The organism is Bacillus sp. EB01 (assembly GCF_000613125.1).
GTDB lineage: Bacteria > Bacillota > Bacilli > Bacillales > Cytobacillaceae > Bacillus_D.
Map to the genome: position 1 here is coordinate 2360431 of NZ_HG964497.1, position 14167 is coordinate 2374597.

General features: G+C 41.7%; 15 protein-coding genes and 1 riboswitch. Of the genes, 13 read left to right on the plus strand and 2 right to left on the minus strand.

Annotation, left to right across the window (positions count from 1 at the left end):
- Nucleotides 1-37 precede the first annotated feature (37 nt).
- From TY16_RS10705 to TY16_RS10775, 13 genes are all read left to right on the plus strand, one after another.
- Complete coding sequence (locus tag TY16_RS10705; protein WP_231505598.1) at nt 38-1453, plus strand: excalibur calcium-binding domain-containing protein; 1416 nt, start codon at nt 38-40, stop codon at nt 1451-1453.
- Between the two features lie 354 nt (nt 1454-1807).
- Nucleotides 1808-3049 (plus strand): hypothetical protein, encoded by a 1242-nt coding sequence (locus TY16_RS10710; RefSeq protein ID WP_052342678.1) that lies wholly within the window; start codon nt 1808-1810, stop codon nt 3047-3049.
- A gap of 30 nt (nt 3050-3079) precedes the next feature.
- Nucleotides 3080-3427: a hypothetical protein gene (locus TY16_RS10715; RefSeq protein WP_043931904.1), complete on the plus strand. Its 348-nt coding sequence runs from the start codon at nt 3080-3082 to the stop codon at nt 3425-3427.
- 407 nt (nt 3428-3834) lie between these two features.
- The gene (locus tag TY16_RS10725; protein WP_043931906.1) at nt 3835-4182 is read left to right on the plus strand and encodes a hypothetical protein; all 348 of its coding nucleotides are present in this window, start codon (nt 3835-3837) and stop codon (nt 4180-4182) included.
- Nucleotides 4183-4197: 15 nt separating this feature from the next.
- Nucleotides 4198-5004, plus strand: coding sequence for a hypothetical protein (locus TY16_RS10730; protein ID WP_043931907.1), 807 nt, complete (start codon nt 4198-4200; stop codon nt 5002-5004).
- Between the two features lie 579 nt (nt 5005-5583).
- Nucleotides 5584-6771 carry a glycerate kinase family protein gene (locus TY16_RS10740; RefSeq protein WP_043931909.1) on the plus strand — a complete coding sequence of 396 codons (1188 nt, stop codon included), beginning with the start codon at nt 5584-5586 and terminating at the stop codon, nt 6769-6771.
- Nucleotides 6772-6779: 8 nt separating this feature from the next.
- A complete protein-coding gene (locus TY16_RS10745; protein ID WP_155922211.1) occupies nt 6780-8219 on the plus strand; it encodes an SLC13 family permease in 1440 nt (479 codons plus the stop codon).
- Nucleotides 8220-8451: 232 nt separating this feature from the next.
- Nucleotides 8452-8494: riboswitch (PreQ1 riboswitch) on the plus strand.
- 34 nt (nt 8495-8528) lie between these two features.
- The gene (queC, locus tag TY16_RS10750) at nt 8529-9209 is read left to right on the plus strand and encodes a 7-cyano-7-deazaguanine synthase QueC (RefSeq protein ID WP_269320290.1); all 681 of its coding nucleotides are present in this window, start codon (nt 8529-8531) and stop codon (nt 9207-9209) included.
- 2 nt (nt 9210-9211) lie between these two features.
- Nucleotides 9212-9688, plus strand: a complete 477-nt coding sequence (gene queD, locus TY16_RS10755; RefSeq protein ID WP_043931912.1) for a 6-carboxytetrahydropterin synthase QueD — start codon at nt 9212-9214, stop codon at nt 9686-9688.
- Entirely contained in the window at nt 9681-10406 is a 726-nt protein-coding gene (queE, locus tag TY16_RS10760) for a 7-carboxy-7-deazaguanine synthase QueE (RefSeq protein ID WP_043931913.1), read from the plus strand. Before queD ends, queE begins: the two co-directional genes overlap by 8 nt.
- A 3-nt stretch (nt 10407-10409) precedes the next feature.
- A complete protein-coding gene (gene folE / locus TY16_RS10765) occupies nt 10410-11021 on the plus strand; it encodes a GTP cyclohydrolase I FolE (RefSeq protein ID WP_081772951.1) in 612 nt (203 codons plus the stop codon).
- A gap of 445 nt (nt 11022-11466) precedes the next feature.
- Nucleotides 11467-12576, plus strand: a complete 1110-nt coding sequence (locus TY16_RS10770; RefSeq protein WP_043931914.1) for a tubulin-like doman-containing protein — start codon at nt 11467-11469, stop codon at nt 12574-12576.
- Between the two features lie 155 nt (nt 12577-12731).
- Nucleotides 12732-13523 (plus strand): alpha/beta fold hydrolase, encoded by a 792-nt coding sequence (locus TY16_RS10775; RefSeq protein ID WP_043931916.1) that lies wholly within the window; start codon nt 12732-12734, stop codon nt 13521-13523.
- A 192-nt stretch (nt 13524-13715) separates the two neighbouring features.
- Here the strand turns inward: TY16_RS10775 and TY16_RS27095 are convergent, their stop codons facing one another.
- Both TY16_RS27095 and TY16_RS27285 read right to left on the minus strand, forming a co-directional pair.
- Nucleotides 13716-13874 carry a hypothetical protein gene (locus TY16_RS27095; RefSeq protein WP_442853212.1) on the minus strand — a complete coding sequence of 53 codons (159 nt, stop codon included), beginning with the start codon at nt 13872-13874 and terminating at the stop codon, nt 13716-13718.
- A gap of 79 nt (nt 13875-13953) precedes the next feature.
- Nucleotides 13954-14055: a transposase gene (locus TY16_RS27285; RefSeq protein WP_081772952.1), complete on the minus strand. Its 102-nt coding sequence runs from the start codon at nt 14053-14055 to the stop codon at nt 13954-13956.
- Between the last annotated feature and the right edge of the window lie 112 nt (nt 14056-14167).

Consider the following 14167-nt stretch of genomic DNA (forward strand, 5'->3'; position numbering starts at 1 on the left):
AATGTTAATCGTGTAATTTTACTAAACAGGGGGAAACATGTTGGAATTTTGGATTGGTAATAAAGCAACTCTTTCACAACAGGGGACATTTAGAAAGTATAGTTCACTTTTACAAAGAAACCCTATTATGTCAGATGAAAAGGTACTTAAGATTGTCGAAGCAGAATGTGATAAATCTAGCGGGAGAGAACTTGACGGAGTAATCGTCTTAACTTCATCAAACTTTTATTTCATTTCTAAAAAAGAAACAATTAAAATACCTTTTTCTACAATCAATGATATGAGTGTAAAAACGGATGGTAAAGATAAAAATGAATTCCAACTTACACTGAGGGTTGGTTATTCTAATCGTATCTTCGACGACATAAAGAAAAATGATGATACAGACGAGTTTTTTGAAATTTTGGAAGCCAAGATAATTAACCCTAATCAAGATGTTTTAACCACAGTAACGCATAACTTTGAAACTTTTTTACATGCTGATAGATTACAAGAACTTCGTCGTAATGATGTAAAAATTACTTCTTTTCTTATGAAAAGAGACGATATGAGTTTATCGAAAAATGGGGAAAGACTTTTAGAGGAAAAACATCCAAAGGCTTTATACGTTGGGGAGGGTTTCTTCCGGAATAAAAAGAACAAGAAGGAAGGAAACTTTGTTGTTGTAGATAAAACAGTTTGGCTATATGAGTACGATAATAATAAACGAGAAGCTAAAAAGATTATAGTATGGCCAATGAGTTTCCTAGCAGGAGCCTTAATTGATCATTATGCAATCAAGACCGAGATACTGCTTCCTGATAACGAGAAATTAGTTTTAAACTCAGGAGGAAAGAAATTTACTGAAGCATTGGATACGGAAAATATTCCATATGTTATTAAGGTCAGAAAATGGTATCAAAAAATACTTGGGTTTAGGTCAGGTAAAGCTTGGAAGAAAACTATAGCTTCATTGGTGTATTTATTTATATTATTTATAGGAATGTCTATCGCTTTTGGGGATGACCCAGAATCTAAACCTGTAAAAGCTACTGATAGTGCTGTACAAGCTGTTGATGAGGAGTCCAAAGAAGATAAAAAGAAACAGCAAGAAGAAGAAGCTAAACGTATAGCAGCTGCTGAAGAGAAGAAAAAGCAGGAAGCTGAGGCAAAAAGAATAGCTGAAGAGAAGAAGAAACAAGAAGAAGAGGCTGCCCGCAAAGCAGAGGAAGAAAGAATTAAAAAAGAGGAAGCAGCTAAAGCAGCAGCTGCAGAAGAAGAAAGGAAACGAAAGGAAGCAGAGGCGGCAAAAGCAGCTACAGCAAGTGAAGCTGCAAATGAAAGCCAATCAAATGTTTATTACAAAAATTGTACCGCTGTAAGAGCTGCTGGTGCGGATCCCATTAGAAAAGGAGATCCTGGCTATGCTAAACATTTAGACCGAGATGGCGATGGTATAGCTTGTGACCGCTAATATATCTTAAAGGATTAAAGAGGATGATTCTCAGAATCATTCTCTTTATTTTATAGCTGAAAATTTCTTGATCCCCTTCTCCTCTGTTATTGAAAAACTATTAGAATCCACTGAGGGCTCTTGTTTGGAGATAAATTTCTCCCGCTCCGTGAGTTTATATGAAATCCAAATGCTATAAGCCTTTCGATCACGGAGTCTCTTATACTTATCGGGACTGGGCGAGCGCTTTTACAATTTCATCATAGAATTTAAAACTCCATTTAACATAATCTTCCTACTTTTCCAATGGTTTATGATAAAATGATATAGTTAACAAGTTAGTGACAGTTAAAACCTTTTGAGGAGGCCGCTTTCGTGTCACACATACATATTAATCCAGCTCTTGTCAGGAGCACAAATTCCCAAATTAAACGAGAATCAGGGAAACTGGGTGGCGTGGTCAGCCAGACTGTATCTGTGAAAAATTCTTTGAACCATTCTATTCTAAGCCGCCAAAATATTGGGGTACGATTGTCCCAAACCGTCCAATCCATGGATCAGCTCCAATTACGAGTGAATGAACTCTGTCAGTTCATTGACCACGCAATGAACCGGTATACAACCGCGGATGAACACCTTAACAGGAGAGCACACGATCTGGTGGCAAAGTGGAATGCCGTTCAAGCACAGCAGGCTGAGAGAGGCAAAGATGCAAACGAGAGTCTAAAATCCCAGCAGGCTAAAAGTGAGAATCAATCCAAGAATCACTCAGAAGGTCTGTATAAAATTTTCAAATATTTTAACGACCTCAATGAAGAGATCAGCGGCTTCGACAAAGCACTGATTGCTTCCCAGACCGTTTCCGTGTTAGGGTCCCTTTTTTTTGCGCGAAATCTCGGCATCAACTATATAGGCGGGAAGCCGAACTTGTGGAATCGTATAATAGGCGGGTATAAGTTCTCGGTCACTGCCCCTTCGTCATGGACGAGCGCAAGCGGGTACAGCTCGAAAACAGCTCGTTTCCTATATAATACGGCACGTTCGCAAACAAGCAATCCCTTTGGAAAAATGGCGCGGAATTTTCTTGCTACCTATACAAGTCCATCTGCCCTATTGAAACATGCCGCGGGATTCCCGAAGCATGCGACCCACATGAAAGCCACGACGCTCGCGGACTCTTTTCAGAGAAGGATTACGATGGGGGCTAAAGATATGGCTAGCACCCTAGCAGAAGCGAAAGGTTTTGCGAGGCTTGGAAAGGGGATTCCGATTGTTGGAACCCTAATCACAATAGGAGCTGGTGTCGCGGAATATGCTAACCCCAAAAATGGCGATCTTAGCCAGTTTGAAAGAACAGGAAGAGCCTTAGGTGGAATTGGTGCCGATTTGGTAGCGATTGGGGCAGGTGCCAAAGCTGGTGCCTTAATAGGAGGCGCAATCGGAGGCCCAATTGGAGTAATTGTCGGAGGGGCTGCCGGGGGACTTGCGGGGGCTATCTTCAGTCCGAAAGTTGGCGACATCGGTAAAGATCTTGGAGGGGCAATCGGCAAAGGGCTGGAAAATGTCGGAAAAGGGATTGGTAGCGGCTTTAAATCAGTGGTTAGTTGGTTTAACTAGAAAAACATTTTCATAAGGTGGAGAACTTTTGTGAGTATTGAAGGTTTTATTTCTATTTTTTTAGACTTCCTCACCTTGTGGTGGGGCGTCCAGTGGACGTATGCACTGACTGTCCTGTTGCTGGGCAGTGTAATGGTTGACTATTATGATTGGGGAACATGGGAAGATCCCCAAAATATCGTGCAGAAGACCCTAACGTTTATTATGGCGTTTTTAATTGGGGTTGGGCCCTACTTTTATAAAAAATTTAGATTTGAGAAGAAGTACAATTGGTATAAATGGCGACTTGCCTTCCTTGGCCTCCTCATTGGCGGTGGACTCGCAGCTATGCTAGTCTTCCAAATAATTAAAACGATATTGAACTTTCTGTTTTTATAGAAAAAGAATTCTGTTGGGTGAGAACTAGTGTGAGTATAGAAGGAATTGTTACTGTTTTTTTGGACTTTATCATGCTGTGGTGGGCATTTCATTGGGGGATTTTCACTGACTGTCCTGGTACTGGGCAGTGTCATGGTTGATTATTATGATTGGGGTACATGGGAACATCCCCAAAATGTCTTACAAAAGATCATCAATTTTCTCATGGCCTCCATGTGGGGAGCAGGGCCTTACATTTACAAGTTATTTAGATTTAAAAAGAAGTATAACTGGTTTACCTGGCGGCTTGCCTTCCTTAGCTTACTCATTGGGGGCGGAATCGCAGCATTCCTAGTCTTCCAATTGACTGAATCGGTTCTGAAGTTCCTATTTTTATAGAAATTACATTTTTATAAGGTAGAACTAGTGTGAGTGTTGAAGGATTTGTTTCTGTTTTTTTAGATTTTCTGATCTTGTGGTGGGGAGGCCAGTGGGCGTTTGCATTGACTATCCTGGTGCTGGGCAGTGCTATGGTTGAGTATTGTGAATGGGGAACATGGGAAAATCCCAAAAATATCGTGCAAAAGACACTCACTTTTATTATGGTATTTTTAATAAGGGCAGGGCCCTACATTTATAAAAAATTCAGTTTTGAAAAGAAGTACAACTGGTATAAATGGCGACTTGCCTTCCTTGGCGTGCTCATTGGGGGAGGAATCGCAGCGATGCAAGTTTTCCAATTGATTAAAGCAGTTCTGAATTTCCTGTTTTCATAGAATGGAGTGTATAACATGAAACCTGTTCTTTCCTGCACCACTGAAGAGCTTGCCTTGCTGGTCACCCTTTGCGGCCATCCAGGCTTGGCGAAAGGGATTGCGGAAAACTCGATGGGAAAACGAAGCACAAAGGAGTGGGAGGCGATCATGGATGCGACCGCCCATCAGCTGATGTTGAAAGGAATATGGGATGACGAGCGGGATGCGCGTGAGGAAACTCCGCTAAGTGACGAGATGATACAGTTTGTACAGTCCTTTATCGATTCTAAGTATATGATCCGTTGTTCGAATCTTCCGCAGCAGCATCTTCTGATGATTCACCATATCGAAGGCAGAACTTGGCTGTCCAACCTGGTAGTCAAGAATGTCATCCATGAATTTGCCTATATCACTCAGGATGAGATTCCGGGCATGATAAAGGATTATTACCAGTTTACCCACCATGGGACTGGAGAAGAGGCTTCCTTCTCTCTTAGCGACCAGGCATTCGATTGGCTGAGCGATGCGAGGAATGTTAAAAAGGTATTGAAGAAGAGCAGCTTTTCGGAGGATGAAAAGGAGAGTTTCGAACAGTTCCTTGCCGCATTGGATGAGCAACAATGGTCACTGTACAATATTTCGTTTTTCCATCTTCCTGATGTGGATGCGAATCCGCTGCTTGAAAACATCCTGTTTTTCCTGCCATCCCACAATGGCATTTGGACAGCAGAATACACACACCATCCGGAAACGCCAGTTCATATCAAGCTGGAAACCCTTGAGGAGTGGTACAAACTTCTGGATGGTGTAGGCTTTATTGCTGAGAGGGCCGGAGCTCAATAAATTGGCGGTGCGTCATTTCTTGGGACACACTTTCTTTGCAAGGCAGAGATCTTTGTCAATTAATAATAAACCTATGACAGTAGATTTTAAAGAGTGAAGGTGAGCAAATGGGAATCAACGCAGGCTGGTAAGCTGAGGAACCAGTCTGATGAGCTCCTGGATAATAAAAGCTCTCTTTTGTATATGTCAAATGCAGTGTTAACAGCGCCTGGCTGGCAGAGGAAATGTGTACATACAGAGGCCGCTGGACAGCATCAACCGGGAGATCTTTGCCCCGAACTTATATAGGTCTTGCGTATAGTGAAAATTATTTTGTTTTGATTTGCACTATAGAACTACTTCAGGGATTTAGATATCTTTATCTAAATCCCTTTTCTATTTCCAACCGAAACTGAATTTAGAATGAACTTTTAGACGTCTTTATTTTACCTATACTCTTTCTACTTATTTCCCCCTAATTACTTCCTTTCTCTGATAATTCTAATCTTCTTATCCTTCTTTCTTAATGATATTCTCCTACTTTTCTCATTTTCAAAAGGTAATTTAATAGTAACGAAACTAGTATTGGAGGATACAGAGATGAAAATTGTAATTGTACCGTCTGGATTTAAGGAATGTTTGGATGCGGAGGATGTGGCTTTGGCGATGGAACGTGGTGTGAGGAGGTATGATGAATCGATTGAAATGGAAGTTATTCCGATGATCGATGGCGGTGAAGGGTTTGCCAGAACCATCGTTAACTTAAAAGGTGGGGAACTGATATATAAGAACGTCACAGGACCGGTTGGTGAGAAGATTGAAAGTTATTTCGGACTATTTGTAGAGAATGGGAAACGGACTGCTGTTATTGAAATGGCTGCTGTTGCAGGATTGAAGCTGGTACCCCGGGATATAAGAAATCCGTTAAAAACAACCACCTATGGAGTAGGAGAGTTGATTGTTGCCGCGCTTGATATTGGCGTTGATAATATTTTAATTGGCTGTGGTGATTCCGGTACATCAGATGGCGGTGCAGGTATGGCACAAGCGCTTGGAGCCAGGTTTTTTGATAAAGAAAAGCAGCCAGTTACCATAAATGGCGGGGAAGACTTGCTGAAAGTGGGTTCTATTGATGTGTCTTATTTAGATAGAAGATTGCAGAGTGTTTCTATTGATGTCGCATGTAACTGGAAAAACATTTTATGCGGGGAGAAGGGGGTTGCGCGTGTATTTGGACCGCAAAAGGGGGCAACTCCGCAACAAGTTGAAAAACTGTCATTAGCCTTGGAACACTATGCAGATTTAATACAAGAAGCAGTTGGTTTGGATGTCAGAACTATACCAGGCAGCGGGGCGTCCGGGGGATTGGGAGCTGGACTGATTGCCTTCGCAGGTGCGACATTGCATCCACGTTTTGAGATTATCAAGCACTACATAAAAATAACCGAAACAATTTCTTCAGCAGATGTTGTTTTTACAGCAGAAGGCAGTCTCGATTTTCAAACACCAAATGGGAAAATCCCGGCGGAAGTAGCGAGGATTGCTAAAGAAAATAACATCCCAGTTATAGCTATTACTGGGACAATCGGTAAAGGAGCCGAGCTGAATTATCATGCAGGAATCGATGCCTATAGCAGTATCATCCCAAAACCAACTTCCTTGGAAAAGGCAATAAGGAAAGCGCCACAATGGATAGAGGAGACTACAGAATCAGTATTGCGGCAATTAGCGATTGGAATTGGAATTGCTGAAAGGAAGTTGTTTAAAGCGAGTGTCTATCAAAAATGATGACACGAATGGAGAAACATATTAATAAGGATAACCGTTTTGCAGCATGGAAAACTCAGCTTACCAGGAAATCAAAAGTGATTATAGGTATACACATATTTATTTTAATAACTATAGCATTATTAGATGGTCTGGACTATAGTGCGAAAATATCCTTATTTGCTTTTTTATCAGCAATGATATTATGGGTCTCAACGACAATTCCGGCTGGGTTAATCGCGCTTTCCCTAATTGTATTCATCGTACTGGTGAAAGCAGGGGAACCGGATTTATTATACGCTTCGCTTTCTGAGGAAGTGGTTTGGCTGATGATTGGTTCATTTATTATTGGGGAGGCAGTAAAAAGATCCGGATTAGCGGAACGATTGACTCTTTTCATAGTAAGTAAGTCGAATAAAAAAAGCGGGATCCTCCTTGCGTTAAGTTCGGTTATTTTCTCTTCCGCTTTCTTTATTCCTTCAACTTCCGGACGAGCAGCTCTATCCATGCCGATTATAAAACAGTTGGGCCAAAAATTCACTGATAAAGAAAAACGTGTTATAGCGGTTTTGGCACCTGTGATTATCTTAATGAGTACATCAGCAACTTTAATAGGAGCAGGATCTCATTTAATTGGAATCGGTTTATTGGAAAGTACAGCAGGTCAATCGATTTCCTATATCCAGTGGTTCGTATGGGGAGTTCCATTTGCTATAGTTGTTTCACTATTTTCGTTCATTTTAATAGGATGGATTTTATGGCCTAAAGGAGGCCAGAAGGTTGTTGAACGTGTGTCAAGCGAAGAGGAAAACATACTTAGCAAACAGATAAATGACAAAGAAAAAAAGACTATGATCTTAATTTTGGTTTTAATTATTGGATGGATGACAGAATACGTCCATGGTTATGATATAGCATTCATTACAATGGTGGGCGCAATCCTTATCATGCTGCCGAATTATGGTGTGATTAGCTGGAAACAAGGTATCAATTCGGTATCATGGAATTTGATACTCTTTGTTGCTGCAGCAACCGCGCTTGGAAAAGTATTGGTTGATACGGGTATCGTCAAATGGATTGAAAATGAAACTTTGCATGTTCTGAATTTGTTTACAGGTGCGCCGGACTGGGTCATTGTCTTACTGATCTTGCTGGTAACTGTAACGAGTCATTTATATATTACATCGCATACGACTCGGGCCATTGTCTTGATTCCAGGCTTATTGGTATTCGGTCAAGCGATTGGGGTGAATCCTTCGACAGTTGTTTTTTTGAGTCAGATAGGGATGAATTATTGTGTAACTGTTCCTGTAAGCTCGAAAGCTTTGCTTCTCTTTTATGAAGAGGGAGAAATTTCCTATCATGCAAGCGATCTAGTGAAAATCAGCATCATCCTTATGCCGGTTTATATCCTTACCATCATGCTGTTTTATGTTTCATATTGGCACTGGACCGGGATGCAATTGTAGGAGGGCGTGAGTTTTAGAGGGAGTATGAATGCACTTAAGTATTTGTACTCCCTTGTCCATGCATGGCGGCTTCATGTCATTTGTCCCGCAGGCCTAAGCAAGGATAATGAAGGTTGTTGTTTACTGTTTTTATGGGTGCGGACAGTCTCTAAAATAGGTATAAGTTAAGAAAGATTTTTCTTTTTTAGTATAACTTTGTCGAAATGTGTGGTATTATGACGATATAATTTTATATACAGAGGTTCTAGCTACCCTCTTTAAAAAACTAAGAAGAAACAGCACTGCTATCTTAGTTGTGCTGTTTTTTTGTTGGAAAGGGAAGTTTTTATGTTAAAAGATGAAAAAGCGATTGTCGTTTTTAGTGGAGGCCAGGACAGTACTACCTGTCTTTTTTGGGCTATGGAACAATTTGCAAAGGTGACCGCTGTTACATTTGATTACAATCAGAGGCACATCACAGAAATTGAAAGTGCAAAAAATATAACAAAAGAGCTTGGCATTGAGCACCATATCCTTGATATGAGCCTTCTTAACCAGCTCGCCCCGAATGCATTGACCCGCGAAGATATCGCAGTGAAGGATGGGGAAGATGGCGGGCTGCCTTCCACGTTTGTACCGGGAAGGAATTTGCTCTTTATGTCATTCGCAGGTGTTCTGGCAAGTCAAATTGGGGCCAAGCATATCGTAACCGGAGTTTGCGAAACGGATTTCAGCGGGTATCCGGACTGCCGCGATATTTTCGTTAAATCGCTCAACGTAACTCTAAATCTATCAATGGACCAGAATTTTGTCATTCATACCCCATTAATGTGGCTCAATAAAGCTGAAACTTGGAAAATGGCAGATAAGCTTGGCGCGTTTGATTTTGTACGGAAAAAGACACTTACATGCTATAACGGAATCATTGCTGACGGCTGCGGCGAGTGTCCTGCATGCAAACTAAGGAAAAAAGGCCTGGATGATTATCTGGCAGAACGGAATGGGTTGTAAAGATGTATGGATTTAGGATTGTAGATAAATTGCAGAAGATTGATGAAGATATAAAGCGGGATGAACTTAAATACCATTCAAAACGAGTCCTTGTCAGCAAGGAGTTTACGTTTGATGCCGCCCACCATTTACATAACTATGAGGGTAAATGCAAAAATCTTCATGGCCATACGTACAAAGTCATTTTTGGAATTAGCGGGTTTGTGGATGAGCGTGGACTTATGATTGATTTTGGCGATATTAAGGAAATTTGGAAGTCCGAAATTGAAGTGTTCTTAGATCATCGGTACTTGAATGAAACCCTGCCGCCTATGAATACAACAGCGGAGAATATGGTTGTCTGGATTTATGAAAAAATGGCTGAATCTCTTAAAAACCGTGACGAACAGTACATGGGAGCACGGGTTGAATTCGTCCGGCTCTATGAGACTCCAACAAGCTTTGCAGAAGCGAGAAGGGAGTGGATGGAGATTGAGTAAGATTCCAGTTTTGGAGATATTCGGGCCGACCATCCAGGGCGAAGGAATGGTTATGGGACGCAAGAGTATGTTTGTCCGTACTGCCGGGTGTGATTACCGGTGCTCCTGGTGTGACTCGGCTTTTACATGGGACGGATCTGAAAAGGACAAGATTCGAATGATGTCTCCTGCAGAGGTTTTTCAAGAGCTTAAGGAATTAGGCAGAGAAAATTTCAACCATGTGACGGTTACAGGCGGGAATCCGGCTTTGATTGGAGACGCAATGAACGATTTTATTGAGCTTCTTCATCAATCCACTATTGAAGTGGGATTGGAGACGCAGGGAAGCAAGTGGCAGGATTGGTTTTATCTTGTCGACGACTTAACTCTTTCTCCCAAACCACCAAGCAGCGGAATGAAACCAAATCTCGAACTTTTGGATGATATTGTTCTAAAGTTGTGTAACTTTAAGTCCAATTTTTCACTAAAGGTTGTTGTGTTTGACGACATTGATTTTGAATTTGCAAAGATGTTAAATAAGCGGTATTCAAAATATAATATTCCGTTCTTCCTTTCAGTCGGAAATAACAACCCTGGAGAGGCAGGAGATATTTCAGGAAGGTTACTTAATTCGCTGGACTGGCTGTGGGGTAAGGTACTGGGAGATGCTGAGATGAATAATGTTCGCCCGCTACCACAACTCCATGCGTTGGTTTGGTCGAACAAGCGGGGTGTATAAGCTATGAGTTTGTCTTATGAAGAATCCAGAGAGACTAAATTGCATCAACAAGACAATGAAAGTAAAAAAATCTCTATTGCCTATCATTTTGAAAAAATCATGGAGGAATTAGGACTTGACCTGTCGGATCCCTCCCTAAAGGACACTCCGAGGAGAGTGGCAAAGATGCTAGTGGATGAAACCTGTCATGGGCTGTTTTCGGAACCTCCTGCCATCACTACTTTTCCTCTGGACAAAAGCACGAGCAGAGATTTGGTCATTATCCGGAATATCCCATTTAATTCGTTGTGTGAACACCATTTCCAGCCATTCATGGGTACGGCAACAGTAGCCTATCTGCCAAATGATAAAATCATGGGGCTGTCTAAAGCTGCAAGAGTTGTGGATTACTTTTCCTCCCGCCCTCAGATACAAGAGAGACTTACCGGGCAGATTGCTGATTCCCTAATGACAAAATTACACGCTCGTGGGGTGCTGGTCATGGTAAAAGCAGAGCATATGTGCATGGCTGTAAGAGGTGTAAAAAAACACGGTTCAACGACTCTCACAACCGCCATTAGAGGCGATATTGACAAACAAGACGTTATATCTTCCTTGCAATTGGAAGGTAAATAGGGTCGGGTACGGAAGCTAAAATTCTTAATTTCCTGGGTCTGGTCAAATGTTGGAAAATAAAGCTGTATAAATAATTTTTAAAAGCTTGAATCCTTTTATAAAGGACCAAGCTTTTTTTAGATCCCGTTGTGCGTGTTTTAGTTTTTGGGAATTACTTTATTTCAAGGATATTAATACGGTTTAATTTTTTTAGTTATTAGACTTTTATATGTCGCCGACGTCAATGGAAGAAGCTGAACAAAAACTGCAAGAACTGCTGATTTTGTTAGTTGAACTTAGAAAAGCAGCATTCAAATTTATTAACTGAACGCGATTGCTTAATTACCTAGTTTGGACAGAGTATATGACTTGAATCATTGATTGCAAATACTGCTAACCTTTCCGAAAGATTAGTCTAAATCTAAATCTTTTGAGTATTATTTTATTAGATAAGGAGGGGAATCTGGTGAAACCAATTGGAATCTTGGGTGTAGGTCAGGCAGGAGGCAATATTGCTGAGGTAGCATCAGCCTTGGGCTTTCCAACCGCCCTTATCAACACTAACCAACGTGACGGGCTCGTCAATACGAGGGTTGAAAAGAAGTATTTTGTCCCGGGCTACAATGGCGCCGGACAGGACCGGTCCATCGGTATCCGGGCGGTAAATGAACACTACCGTGAAATTGTGGAATTTGTAAGAAACTCATTTAAAAACGTGAGACTCCTGTTGGTGGCGTTTTCTGCCGACGGAGGAACAGGTTCAGGAATGAGTCCGCTGCTGATTGATATCCTGCTGAACAACCTTCCACAACTAAAAGTAGGAGCCATTGCAGTCGTGCCAGAGCGGAATGTCTTGGCTGGCAACCGGATTAATGCAGCAGAATGCCTTGAAGAACTCTCCCGGATAAAAGAAATCTCATCAACTTTCCTGGTCGACAACGACCAACAGCGCCGGACAAATCCTCAATCCAGCAAGCAGCAAATTTATCGGGCGTCGAACCAACAGGTGATGAACGCCATCAACCATATCCTGCAAATCACTCAAAAAAGTTCTTTGTACGGCAACTTTGACGAAACAGATTTAATGAATATCCTTAGTACAAGAGGCGTAACCGTCATCTCAACAAGCACTGTAACAGATGCCAAAACCACTGCGGATGTCTCGCGCGCAATCCAGCAATCGTGGGCCAACTCGGTTTTTTGTCCGGTTGAATCAGCTGGGGTCATCCGTGCCGGGCTTATTTATGAGGGGCCTGAGAATGTTTCAAAGCTGATCAATATCCCATCGATTTTCGAAAGGGTCGGTGAACCGATCGAGCTATTCGAAGGGACCTATATTACTGAAACAGATCCTAGTGTTACCACAATCCTCGCCGGTTTTAGCTTTCCAACACGAAGGCTCCAGGTGATGGAAGATATGCTGACCAAAAACAGGGACCGGCTCCTGGGTCTAGTCCAAAAGGAACATACGCAGAAATATGAGTCCAAAATCGCCTGGGCATCCAATTTAAAAGCCAGAAACAATGACAGGCAGACTCGGCCAGTCAATCCAAAACCGACAAAAACCAAGAATTAATTCCGCACTGGGGCTTCCCAGTGTTTTTTTTTGAAATGAAACGGCAGGATTACCTTACATATATAGAAATGGATAGGGATCTGATTAAAGACGATGATTAAATAAACTATCCGTGGGAATATGATAAATAGAATAAAGGGATGGGAGACGGTGTTATGAACGCTAAATCAGTAAAGGTCGGAAACACGGAAATTTCCTATTTTGATAACGGGAAGGGCAAGCCAATAGTCCTTCTTCACGGGTTCGCCGGAAGTAAGCTCTACTGGGAAAAAGTCATCCCGGAGCTGGCAGCAGGGTATCGAGTGATTGCTCCAGACTTTCATGGCCACGGTGATTCGACGATGGGGCTTGAGAAATTTTCAATCGAAGAAATGGCGGATGCTATAAAGGAACTGCTTGAGTACACAGGCCTTCAGAAAGTCACGATGTTTGGCCATTCAATGGGTGGTTATGTCACATTGGCATTCGCTGAAAAGTATCCGGAAATGCTAGATGGATTTTCACTGGTACACTCCACAGGATCCAGCGATTCTGAAGAGGCAAAAGCGGGCAGGGAATCGAATGCGAAGAAGGTAGTGGAAGAGGGGCTGGACATTCTCATCCACGGGTTGGCCCCTAAACTGTTCTCTCCCGACAACGAGGAGCATTGCAAGGATGAAATTGATCAGGTGAAGAAAATCGGCCTTTCCACGTCAATAAAAGGTACGGTAAGTGCACTTTTGGCAATGAAAGAGCGGAGGGACCGGAACGATGTCCTTGAGAATACTGACCTGCCCGTTCTTCTGGTTGCAGGTGAATATGACCAGGTAATCCCTCCTGAAAAAACCTTTTCAGTGGAAAAGCCAAACATTGAGCACCATCTCATCCATGGTGCGGGGCATATGAGTATGTATGAGGAGCCGGAAGAATTAATAAAGGTCATGAAACAGTTTTTGGAAAAAGTTTAAAAATGGACTACCTGCCTGGAACACTTACCGGGCAGGTTTCTTGCTGTTATGAGTAGCCCCTGTTGGAGGATCAAAATTTCTTTTTTTATAAAACATTTCGAGATGCATATTACATAATCTTTTCGTGTTATTGTGTATGTTTAAAGAAAAAACACCACATTGTTTTTAACGTTATAGGAGGAAACATTATGCTTAGGGACATGTCAATTGAACAAGATGGGTGACGCATTCCCCTTCCAAATCTCTGATTTGGTGGGGGTTAGTCACCCTCTCTTTATTTTTCTGGTTTGCCTTGTTCTTCAATATATTTTTTATGATCTCAACCGTTGCCCCACCCGTGGATAATACCATGTAACTACGACTCCAAAAATAAGGTTTCCAATAGTTTTCCAATAGTAGTGTCACAAATGTTCTCCAAATTGCTTACGGATTAATCGGAGGTTACAGTCTTAAAACTATTAATGATTTTAGAAAGATGGACTTGCGGTGGAGTGTCACATAGGATGTGGATGTGGTCGGGCTCTCCGTTCATTTCAATTAATTCACAATCCCATTTTTCAAATCTTCAATGGTGATTTATTTCACCCTTTCCATCATTGGTTTGGTGATGTAAGGATGACGATACTTTGTGATGATAACAAATG

What these genes read in the sequence shown, in the direction of transcription:
- TY16_RS10705 (WP_231505598.1), top strand. Translation starts at nt 38, where the DNA reads ATGTTGGAATTTTGGATTGGTAATAAAGCAACTCTTTCACAACAGGGG.
- TY16_RS10730 (WP_043931907.1), top strand. Translation starts at nt 4,198, where the DNA reads ATGAAACCTGTTCTTTCCTGCACCACTGAAGAGCTTGCCTTGCTGGTC.
- TY16_RS10745 (WP_155922211.1), top strand. Translation starts at nt 6,780, where the DNA reads ATGGAGAAACATATTAATAAGGATAACCGTTTTGCAGCATGGAAAACT.
- TY16_RS10740 (WP_043931909.1), top strand. Translation starts at nt 5,584, where the DNA reads ATGAAAATTGTAATTGTACCGTCTGGATTTAAGGAATGTTTGGATGCG.
- folE (WP_081772951.1), top strand. Translation starts at nt 10,410, where the DNA reads ATGAGTTTGTCTTATGAAGAATCCAGAGAGACTAAATTGCATCAACAA.
- TY16_RS27285 (WP_081772952.1), bottom strand. Translation starts at nt 14,055, where the DNA reads ATGAACGGAGAGCCCGACCACATCCACATCCTATGTGACACTCCACCG.
- queD (WP_043931912.1), top strand. Translation starts at nt 9,212, where the DNA reads ATGTATGGATTTAGGATTGTAGATAAATTGCAGAAGATTGATGAAGAT.
- TY16_RS10775 (WP_043931916.1), top strand. Translation starts at nt 12,732, where the DNA reads ATGAACGCTAAATCAGTAAAGGTCGGAAACACGGAAATTTCCTATTTT.
- TY16_RS27095 (WP_442853212.1), bottom strand. Translation starts at nt 13,874, where the DNA reads ATGGTATTATCCACGGGTGGGGCAACGGTTGAGATCATAAAAAATATA.